A 9,993-nucleotide genomic window follows, 5' to 3' on the forward strand; every position below is an offset into this window, starting at 1 on the left:
GGGAACTGGTTGGCGGGCCGCCACGGTGGGCGGCCCCTCCGAACCAAGCGGATCTGTAGGGGCCGCCCTCCGTGGCGGCCCGCGTGAGGCGAACGACTCAACACCGCGGGCTCGACCCTCACTTCGCGGCGACGTCGTAGCACAGCAGCACGTCCTGGTCGCGGAGGTACAGCTTGCCGCTGGCGACCACGGGGTACGCCCACGCGCTGTTCTTCGACCGGTCCGGCTGGGTCAGCACGCCCTTCTCGACGTACTCCTTCGGGTTCGCCTCGACGAGGAACACCTTCCCGCTCCCCTCGTTGCGGCAGTACAGCATCCCGTCGGCGAACGTGACCGAGCCCTTGCCCGGCTTCCGCTCCTCCCACATCACCTTCCCGGTCTTGAGTTCGACGCACCGCAGCGCGTTGCTCCCGGTGCCGTACACGTACCCGTCGATCAGCACCATGCCGCCGTGGTGGTTCTGCATCGCCTTGTCGAAGTACTCCTCCTTCGCCTCGAACGTGTCGCCCTTCTTCTCGACGAGGGCCATCCCACCGCCGGTGCCGTACGCCGACGCGGCGAACACCATGCCGCCGGCGACGAGCGGCATCGAGCAGTTCGCGGTGCCGTTGGCCGGGTGGTCGTACCGCCACAGGAACGCGCCGTCCGACGCGCCGACCGACACCACGCCGCCCTTCAGGAACTGGACGTACTGCCGCTGCCCGCCGATCTCGGCCGCGAGGACCGAGGAGTATTGTGCGCCCTCGTCCTTCGGCAGCGCCGACTTCCAGATCACCTCGCCGGTGTTCTTGTTGAGCGCGACGATGGCGTTCTTCTTGCCCGGCGTGCAGACGAGCTTGTCGCCGTCGATGAGCGGCGACTCGCAGTAGCCCCAGCCGGGGATGCCGCCGCCGAAGTCCTTCACGAAGTCGGCCTGCCACGCGACCGTGCCGGTCTTCGCGTCGAGGCACGCGAGCTTGCCCTTGCTGCTGATCGTGTACAGCTTCCCGTTGTCGAACGTCGGGGTGCCGCTCGGGCCGTTGTTCTGGTTCGGCTTGCGGGCCTCGTCGATCGGCGTGAACCACAGTTCGCTGCCGTCGGCCTCCTTGAGCGCCCACACGCCGTCCTTCTCGTCGCGGGTGCCCATGCCGAAGATCATCCCGCTCGCGACGGCCGGCGTGCCGAACCCGAGGCCGAGCCCCTTCACCTGCCACAGCTTCGCCGGGCCGTCCTTGGGCCACGCCTTGAGGAGCCCGGTCTCCTTGCTGATGCCGGTGCGGTCCGGCCCGCGGAACTGCGGCCAGTCGGCGGCCGAAAGTGTAAGCGCGAAGGTGAGTGCGAAGGCCGAAGAGGACGCGAGGCGGAGCATGGCGGCAGCTTTCGGAAGGGGGAAGGGGCGGGGTCGAATCTTGGCGAGCGGGGGGCGTGAGCCCCCCGAGTGGTTGCGTGATCTCGGGACTCGGGGGGCTCACGCCCCCCGCTCGCCTGGGGGAATTAGATCTCGCCGAGCTTCTCCTTCGAGTCGCCGAACTCGGCGAGCTTCACGCCGGCCTTCTCCATCAGCGACAGGTACAGGCTGCACATCTTGCGGTTCGGCTTGCCCAGGTAATCGAGCACCCGGCCCGTCTTGATCTGCCCGCCGCCGCGGCCCACCAGAACCACCGGCAACTGGTCGTTGTTGTGGTTCCCGGTCATCATGCTGGAGGCGTACAGGATCATGCTGTTGTCGAGCAGCGTGCGGTCGCCCTCCTGCACGGCGTCCATCTTGGTCGCGATGTACGCGAGTTGCTGCAGGAAGAACTGGTTCACCTTGAGCCAGTCCGCACCGTCGGTGTGCGACAGCAGGTGGTGGATCATGTAGTCGATCCCGCCCTTCGCCGTGGCCGCCGGGAGGTTCGGGAACCGCTGCGACGAGTGGTCGTTGTTCAGTTTCAGCGTGCTGACGCGGGTGGTGTCGGTGCGGAACGCCAGCACCAGGATGTCGCACATCAGCTTCATGTGCTGGTCGATGTCCTGCGGGATGCCGTCGGCCGGCCGCTTCATGTCGGGCTTGTCGAGCGTGGGCCGCCAGCCCTGGAGTTTGCCGGCCTTCCCGGCCTGGGCGATGCGGGTCTCGACCTCGCGGACGCTGTTCAGGTACTCGTCGAGCCGCCGCTGGTCCGCCTTGCTGACGCTGTTCTTGTAGCTGGTGGCGTCCTCGCGGACGGCGTCGAGGACGCTCTTGTCGGCCCGGCCGACCTCGTCGCGGAACAGGCGGTCGAACGCGAGCGCTGGGTACAGTTCGAGCGGGGTCGGGGTGGTGGCGGAGCTCCACGAGATGTGGGAGCTGTAGATCATCGAGTAGTTCTTGTGGATCGCGGCGATCGACGGCTCGCACCCGAGCACGAGGCTCGGCACCTTCGTCTGCTCCTTCGTCCGCTCCGCGATCACCTGGTCGCAACTGACGCCGCTCTTCACCTCGCCGGCCGGGGCCAGGTGAGCCCCGGTGAGCAGGTTCCCGGTCTGGCAACTGTGGATGCCGCCGATGAGCGCCTCGGCGTTGTAGAGCCCGCGGAGGAACAGCGTCTTCTCGCGCACGGGGGCGAGCGACTCGAGCACCTTGCCGAACTCCATCCCCTTGCCTTCGCCCTTCGCCCACCACTCCTTGCTGTGGAACCCGTTTCCGGAGAACAGCACCGCGAACCGCACCGGCGGCTCGGACGCGGTGTTCTTCGGCTTGTCGTCGCCCCACACGGGGACCGACTCCAGCCACGGCAGCGCCATCGAGACCCCGACGCCGCGGAGGAACGACCGGCGGCCCAGCGGTTGGGTGATCGGGCTCGGCATGTCGCAACGCTCCAGGAGATGATGCGGGGGCAGGCGTGACTGCTATTCTGGGCGGTTGCCAGGTGGAACGCAACGGGCCGGCGGGAAATGGGTCGCAGATGGGTGGGGCTTGGGCGAGCCCTGAGCGAGTCGTCAGCGCCGGGGAGTTGGTCCGGTGGCACCCCCCTCACCCGCCGCGAAGCGCGGCGACCTCTCCCCCGAGACCGGGGGCGAGGTGGGGCTCACCGGGCTTCTCATTAGCAAGACGCATAGGTGAGCGCTGCGTGGCACCGGCGTGCCCCACCTCTCCCCTGGTCTCGGGGGAGAGGTCGCGACGAGGCTCTGCGAGCGCGGGTGAGGGGGCCGAACCACGATTCGCCACCGGCTACGTCGTCGATTCCGCACCCCTTCACCGCAGCCTCACTCCGTGCGGCGCTCGGCGGCCGGGATGTGGACCACGGACAGGGCGACCGTGTCCCACGCCTTCGCGTCCGGCCGCTTCGCGTTCCACGTCACGTACAGGTCGGCCCCGTCGGGCGACAGGGCGTAGCTGTAGGTGCCCGCCGGCGCGACGCCGTGCGTGTCCTTGTAGTACGGGTTGAGGAACGCGATCACCTTGCGGGTCTTCGTCTTCGTGTCGAACTGCACGACCGGCGAGCCGTCCTTCTCGGACCCGCCGTGCGAGCCGGGGACGTAGTAGAGGTAGCGGCCGGTGGGGTCGATCTTCAACGCCGTGATGTACCCGACCACGCCGACCGCGGCCGGGCCGAGCGGCGTCACCTTCTCGGCCTTCGTGTCGAACGCGAACAGTTCCGGGATGCCCTTCTGGCCGGTCGAGACGGTGTACACGGTGCCGTCCTTCGTCTCTTCGCTGGCGGCCCGAATGCCGATCTCGCCGGGGATCTTCTCGGGCGCGTCGGGCTTCGCCGGGTCGTACCGCATCAGCGACTTGCCGCTCGCCTGCACGTAGTACACGCGGCCGGTGGACTTCGCGAAGATCATCGCCCGCGCCGGGCCGTCGGGCACGTCGCACAGCACCTTCTTCTTCTGCACGTCGTAGGCGAAGAAGTGGACGCTGTCGCCCTCGTCCTTGCCCTCGCCGGGTGCGGTGCCGCCGTAGAAGATGAGCCGCTCGGGGTCGAGGAGGCCGGTCGGGATGCAGTGCTTCGGCACCGGCGCGTGCGCGACCACCTCGGCCTTGCCGGTCTTCGCGTCGACGCGCACGATCCAGTCGCCCTTGTAGTGGTACTGGTCGGTGGTCACCCGCGTGGACCCGCGGTGCGTGCCGAAGTAGATCGCGCCGTCCTTGCCCAGCGTGAGCGTCGTGTGGATCTTGCCCGGCGCATAGTGGCCCTCGGGCAGCGCGAGGAGCTTCTGCAGGTCGATGAGCTGGCGGAACGCCTTCGTGGCCGGGTCGTACTCGTAGACGAACGCGGTGCCGGCCGGGGCCTTGTGGTCGCCGAGCGAGGCGTAATACTTCCCGTTGGCGAACGTGCTCTCGCCCCAGGTGGACCACGGGTTGCCCGCGTAGGTCTGGCCGGGGTAGTACGCGAAGTCGATGGCCGGCGCGACCTTCGCCACGGTCACGCCCTCGGCGAGCTTCACCCCCTCGGGCACCTTGACGAACACGTCCGACGTGTCGGTGACGACCGCCTTGCCGCCCGGGAGTTCGGGGGCCTTCCACTCGGGAGCTTTCTTCTTCTGGCCCGCAACGGACGCGGGGGCCGGGAGCAGCACCGCGGCGGCGCTGGCCGCGAGCGCGAACGCGAGGACGGAGAGGCAGCGGGACATGGCGGGGTTCCGGTGGGGAGCGGGGCGGGGCGAGTTTGGAAAGCACCGGGCGGGGCGAGCAGTCGGACACAATGTTCAGGTGCTGCCCCTCACCCGCGACCCGCAGAGCCGGGTCGCGACCTCTCCCCGTAGGAACGGGGCGAGGTGGGGGCGGCTGGTCTTCGTCCCAGCGAAAGCCCCTCCGCCGCGCTCGGAGACGCACAGGGGTAACACCTCGCCCCGTTCCTACGGGGAGAGGTCGCCGCGCTTCGCGGCGGGTGAGGGGCACTACGCCAACCATTTTCGAGTGGCGACCACCTCGATCAAAGCGCCTTATTCCTTCACGGTCAGCACCTGGTTCGCCTTCGTGGCGGGCCTGTCGAGCGTCGCCTTGCTGCCCGGGAGCGCGACGCGGACGTCGACGGTCGCGGCGTCGCCGACCCCGAAGTGCGCCACCGGCAACTGCCCGCTCGCGTACCCGTACCCGACGCCGATCTCGTGGTGGCCCAGCAGCGCCTCGGGCTTGCCGAGCTTGCCGGCCTCGTACACCCACACCTTCGCGCCGATGCCGTCGCGGTTCGTGGCCTTGCCGGTGACGCGCACGTCGAGCCAGTTCTTCGCCGCCGAGGTGTTCCGCAAGAGGCGACTGTGGTTGCCCTGGAACCAGTTGATGAGGAACAGGTCGGTGCGGCCGTCGCCGTCGTAGTCGCACGACGGCCCCGCGGGGTAGTAGGCGTTCGCCTTCTCGACCGGCCACGGCGGCTCGAACCGCGGCAGCCCGTCCTTCGCGCCGAGGTTGCGGAAGATGAGCGGCGACACCTTGCCGCCCTCCAGGTGCGCCGCCGAGAGGTAGATGTCGGGCCAGCCGTCGTTGTCGAAGTCCTGCACCTCGACGTGCGGGCACCGCACCGGCACGGTGTCACCGAGGCCGACGTCCTTGGTCACGTCGCGGAACTGCGGGACGCCGTCCTTCACGCCGTCGTTGAGGAACACCTTGTTGCGGGCCTTCATACTGTGGAGCGACAGCACGAGGTCGAGGCGGCCGTCGCGGTTCAGGTCGGCGAAGCACGCCCCGCACGGCCAGTCCTCGCCGTCGAGCGGCTTCCACGCGAACACCGCCGCGAGTTCGGTCGCCTCGCGGTACTTCCCGTCACTCGTCGAGAGGAACAGCTTGTTCGAGTGCGGGACGAACACGTCGGGCCGGCCGTCGTCGTTGACATCCGCGACCGCGACGCCGAGGCCGAACACGCTCTCCGGCAGGCCGACCTCTTTGGTCACGTCGCGGAACTTCAGCCCGCCATCGTTGCGGAACAGCGTCGTCCGCGGCGTCCGGGTGAACTTGTCCTCGATCACGAGCAGGTCGAGCAGGCCGTCGTTGTCGTAGTCGAGCACCGCGACGTTGCGGGCCGAGAGGAGCGCGTCCGGGCACGCGCCGCTGTCCTTGCCGATGTCCACGAACGCGCCGCCGTCGTTCTTGAGGAGCGCGCTGCGGCGCGCGAGGGCGGACGCCTGCGGCTCGTCGGTCTTCTTGCCCTTGTTGCGGGCGTTGTTCGCGACGTACAGCTCGGGGCGGCCGTCGTTGTCGAGGTCCGCGAACACGGCCCCGCTGGTGCGGCCGAACATCTTCGCGGGGGTGTCGGTGACGTGCGCGAAGGTGCCGTCGCCGCGGTTGCGGAACAGCGCCGAGGCGACCGGCCCGGCGGCCGGCTTGTACTCGGCGTTCGGCCGGTCGCAGAACCCGCCGACGAACAGGTCCGGCTTGCCGTCGCCGTCGAAGTCGCCCCACGCGCCGCCGTGGCCCATGAGCCCGGCGAGCGGCTCCTTCAGGCCGGCCTTCTCGGTCACGTCGTCGAACGCGATCACGGGTGTGTCGGGTGGTGCGGCCGCGCCCGGAACGAGAGCGGTCGTGGAGAGCGCGAACAGGGCGCACGCGGAGATTGTGCGAGTCATTGTGTCACCTCGGGCGCTGATGATACCCAGCGGCGGCGCGAGGCGATACGAGCTGGGGCGGATTTTGCGCGGCAGCGGGCGTCGCGATTCGCGCTTCCGGGTGCCGGTGCTCGGCGGGTACACTCCAGACCCCCCCCGGAGCCGCCCCAATGTTCGCCGTCCTCCTCCTCGGCCTGGTCGCCGAACAAGCCCCCACCCCCGAACAGGTCTTTGAGAAGCGAATCGGGCCGATCTTCAAGTCGCCGGACCCGTCGAGTTGCGTCCAGTGCCACCTCGCGGCCGTGGACCTGAAGAACTACATCCGCCCGTCGTCCCGCGAGACGTTCCTCTCGCTCCGCGACCAGGGGCTCATCGACCTCGACACGCCCGAGAAGTCCCGCATCCTCGCGCTCATCGAGATGGGCAAGGCCGAGAAGGGCGCGGCCCTGATTCACCAGAAGAACCGCACCGCCGAGTACGAGGCGTTCGCCGCGTGGGTCAAGGCGTGCTGCGCCGACAAGGACCTCCGCGCCGCCCCGAAGCTCAAGGCCGACGAGCTGGCGAAGCCGCCGCGGCCCGTCGCGGTGATCCGCCACGCCCGCAAGGACCAGTTGCTCGAGTCGTTCACGAACAGCGTGTGGGCCATGCGGTTCCGGTGCATGAGCTGCCACACCGAGGGGAGCGCCGAGAACAAGAAGCTCGCCGCCGAGTACGGCGACCGCGTGGCGTGGTTCAAGGCCGCCGGCCCCGAGGCGACGCTGAAGTACCTCATGGAGAGCAAGCTCATCGATACAAACGCGCCCGAGAAGAGCCTGCTCCTGCGCAAGCCGCTGAACGACGCGAAGCACGAGGGCGGCGTGAAGTTCCTCGTCGGCGACGAGGGGTACAAGGCGTACCGCCGGTTCGTCGAGGACTACGCGAAGATCGTCGGCGACAAGTACGAGACGGCCGCGGACCTGCCCCCGAAGCAGACCGCCCGGGCGTTCGGCACCGACATCTGGCTGAAGGTGACCAACACGCCGCCGGCGTGGGCCGACAAGCTCGTGCAGGTGAAGGTGTTCGCATGGGACGCCACGAAGAAGGCGTGGGAGGCGGAGCCGGTCGCCTCGACCGACCGCAAGGTGTGGGGCCAGGGTAAGCTGTTCCAACACTCGCTCACGCTGTTCGCGGCGCCCGGCTCGGCACGCGCCAAGGCGTGGACGGTGAAGCCCGAGTTGCCGAACGGGAGGTACCTGGTGCGGGCGTACCTCGACGACGGCAAGCTCGCGAAGGACTGGAACACGGAACTGGGCGCGGCCGACTTCGTGGGCGAGGCGGAGGTGACGTCGGCGTGGCCCGCGGGGTACGGCAAGATGACCGTGGTCGATGGCGCGAAGGTGAAGCAGCCGTAGGCCTGAAGAGGAAGAGTTTGATCCACAGATTACGCAGAAGACACAGATTAGAAATCAGAGGACAGAAGTCAGAGAACGACCAGAGAGCATTCGACACGGTTCTCTGTTTTCTATTCTCTGCTATCTGTCTGAAAATCTGTGTCTTCTGCGTAATCTGTGGATCAAACTCTTCCTCTGCCTTACCGTTGCAACTCGCGCTCGATGCGGTCGATGAGTTCCTTGACGCGCCACGAGCGGTCGCCGATCGTCACGCTCGCGTCCTTCTCGATCCACGCCCGGACCTTCTTCTCGGCGGCGACGGCGGTGCTGTGCGTCTTCGCGCCGAAGTGCTTGCTCACCTCGCCGTAGGTCGCGGCCGTGTGCTTGCGGCACAGGTAGATGGCGACCATGCGGGGGTGCGTCACGGCCCACGCCCGCGACTTCGATTGCAGCGTCCCGGAGCCGAGCCGCAGCACGGCACACACGCTCGCGTCCACGTCGGCCACGCTCACCGTGCGGACCGCGTGCCGGAGCAGGTCGCCCAGCGCTTCCCGCACCACGCTCTGATCCACCGGCCGCCCGGTCACCTTCGCGTAGTGCTTCACGCTGTTGACCGCGCCCTCGAGCTCGCGGACGTTGCCGCGGAGGCTCGACGCGAGCGTCTTCAGCACCGCGTCCGGCACCATCGGGTTCGCGCCGGTCGCCTTCTTGCGGAGGATCTCCAGCCGGGTCTCGGGGTCGGGCGGTTGCAGGCTCCACACCGCGCCGCCGAGGAGCCGGTCCACGAGTTCGGGCATCAGCTCGTCGGCCAACCGCGGGTGACAGTCGGTGGTCACCACCACCTGCCGGCCGTCGGCGACGAGCGCGTCGAACGTGTGCAAGAACTCGGCCTGCGTCGCCTTCTTGGTGGCGAGGAAGTGCAGGTCGTCGAGGAGCAGCGTCGAGCACTCGCGGAACTGGCGGCGGAACGCGGACATCTTCCCGTGCTGCGACGCGGCGACGAACCGGGTGGTGAACTCCTCGGCGGTCGTGTAGCACGGGCGCTCGTTCGGCCGCCGCTTGAGGCCCGCGTAGATCCCCTCGAGCAGGTGCGTCTTGCCGGTGCCGACCGGGCCGTGGATCACGAGCGGGTTCCCGCCCTCGCCGGGGTCCTCGACCACGCTCAGCGCCGAGGCGTGCGCCACCCGGTTGCACGCGCCGACGACGAACTCGCCGAGCAGCTTCCACCGCCGCCCCGCCTTGCTGACCGCGACCACTTCCGGCTCCGCGCGCTTCGCCCTGGGCTTCGCGGCCGCGACCGGGTCGCCGAACAGGTCGGTCTGAGAGGCGGGGATCGGGGATCGGGGATCGGGGATCGGCAGAACCCGCGGCCGCTCGGCCTTCTCGAGCGGGGCCGACTTGGCGACCGCGGGAGTCGGTACCGGCATGGGTGCGCTCCCGATCCCCGATCCCCGATCCCCGGTCCCCGGTTCCGAGAAGCTCTCCGGGTCCGCGACCCACCGCACGCGGGTGCCGGGGCCGTGGACCTGGACCGTCGCCTCGCGGACGGCCGTGCCGAACGTGTGCTCGAGCCACTCCTGCGAGTGCTGGTTGCGGGCGACGACGACGACCTCGCCGCCGAGCGCGACGAACTTCGCGTGGCCGGCGAACCAGATGCCGTACCGGGCCGCGCCGACGCGGGCGGCGACCGCCTCGGCGAGGGCCCGTTCGGGCGGCAGCGGCGGCGGGGTGGGGAGTGGGCGGGCCGGCACGGTCGGTCTCCCACGGCGCTGGGCCTCTGTGCCCGGGCGCGGCTCGGTGTGGTGTGGCTTCGGGGTGCGCGTCAACGACTCCACTAACTATCAGCGCGCGCCGACCCGCGCCTACGCGCCGAGAGGTCGGTTGCGGGACAACTCGCCGGAGGGGGCGTGGCGCGGCCCGCAGGGTCACGCGCAGACGGTGCCGGCGGCCCATCCGCGCCAGGCGGCGCGTCGGGCGCGTGCGGCACAGTCGCACCACCGAAATCGGACTTGAGGGGAAACGGAGTGAAGTGTGCGGGCCGTTGTGGGTTGGTCGAAGTCGTGCGCCTCACGCGGGCCGCCACGGAGGGCGGCCCCTACCCGCGAACTTGCGTTTGGTTTGTAGGGGCCGCCCTCCGTGG

General features: G+C 69.3%; 6 protein-coding genes. 1 reads left to right on the forward strand and 5 read right to left on the reverse strand.

Translation table 11 applies throughout. The annotated features are described in order from the left end of the window. Positions 1-118: 118 nt before the first annotated feature. The 4 genes from ACTIGN_RS04735 to ACTIGN_RS04750 all read right to left on the reverse strand — a co-directional run bounded on the left by ACTIGN_RS04735 (position 119) and on the right by ACTIGN_RS04750 (position 6,504). Entirely contained in the window at positions 119-1,348 is a 1,230-nt protein-coding gene (locus ACTIGN_RS04735; protein WP_439621653.1) for a PQQ-binding-like beta-propeller repeat protein, read from the reverse strand. A gap of 125 nt (positions 1,349-1,473) precedes the next feature. Next, a complete protein-coding gene (locus tag ACTIGN_RS04740; RefSeq protein ID WP_439621654.1) occupies positions 1,474-2,805 on the reverse strand; it encodes a DUF1552 domain-containing protein in 1,332 nt (443 codons plus the stop codon). A 399-nt stretch (positions 2,806-3,204) separates the two neighbouring features. Beyond that, positions 3,205-4,575: a hypothetical protein gene (locus tag ACTIGN_RS04745; RefSeq protein WP_439621655.1), complete on the reverse strand. Its 1,371-nt coding sequence runs from the start codon at positions 4,573-4,575 to the stop codon at positions 3,205-3,207. A gap of 312 nt (positions 4,576-4,887) precedes the next feature. Beyond that, complete coding sequence (locus tag ACTIGN_RS04750; RefSeq protein ID WP_439621656.1) at positions 4,888-6,504, reverse strand: CRTAC1 family protein; 1,617 nt, start codon at positions 6,502-6,504, stop codon at positions 4,888-4,890. Positions 6,505-6,653: 149 nt separating this feature from the next. Here ACTIGN_RS04750 and ACTIGN_RS04755 point away from each other — a divergent pair, with 149 nt between their 5' ends. Further along, the gene (locus tag ACTIGN_RS04755) at positions 6,654-7,874 is read left to right on the forward strand and encodes a hypothetical protein (protein WP_439621657.1); all 1,221 of its coding nucleotides are present in this window, start codon (positions 6,654-6,656) and stop codon (positions 7,872-7,874) included. A 179-nt stretch (positions 7,875-8,053) separates the two neighbouring features. On the opposite strand, the gene ACTIGN_RS04760 is transcribed toward ACTIGN_RS04755, so the two are convergent. Continuing rightward, positions 8,054-9,604, reverse strand: coding sequence for a chromosomal replication initiator protein DnaA (locus tag ACTIGN_RS04760; protein ID WP_439621658.1), 1,551 nt, complete (start codon positions 9,602-9,604; stop codon positions 8,054-8,056). Between the last annotated feature and the right edge of the window lie 389 nt (positions 9,605-9,993).

The sequence above is a fragment of the Gemmata sp. genome (assembly GCF_051859125.1).
In the GTDB taxonomy this organism is placed as follows: domain Bacteria; phylum Planctomycetota; class Planctomycetia; order Gemmatales; family Gemmataceae; genus Gemmata.

Excerpts from the sequence above, each read along its gene's own strand:
- ACTIGN_RS04755 (WP_439621657.1), top strand. The coding sequence starts at position 6,654 with ATGTTCGCCGTCCTCCTCCTCGGCCTGGTCGCCGAACAAGCCCCCACC.
- ACTIGN_RS04740 (WP_439621654.1), bottom strand. The coding sequence starts at position 2,805 with ATGCCGAGCCCGATCACCCAACCGCTGGGCCGCCGGTCGTTCCTCCGC.
- ACTIGN_RS04735 (WP_439621653.1), bottom strand. The coding sequence starts at position 1,348 with ATGCTCCGCCTCGCGTCCTCTTCGGCCTTCGCACTCACCTTCGCGCTT.
- ACTIGN_RS04745 (WP_439621655.1), bottom strand. The coding sequence starts at position 4,575 with ATGTCCCGCTGCCTCTCCGTCCTCGCGTTCGCGCTCGCGGCCAGCGCC.
- ACTIGN_RS04750 (WP_439621656.1), bottom strand. The coding sequence starts at position 6,504 with ATGACTCGCACAATCTCCGCGTGCGCCCTGTTCGCGCTCTCCACGACC.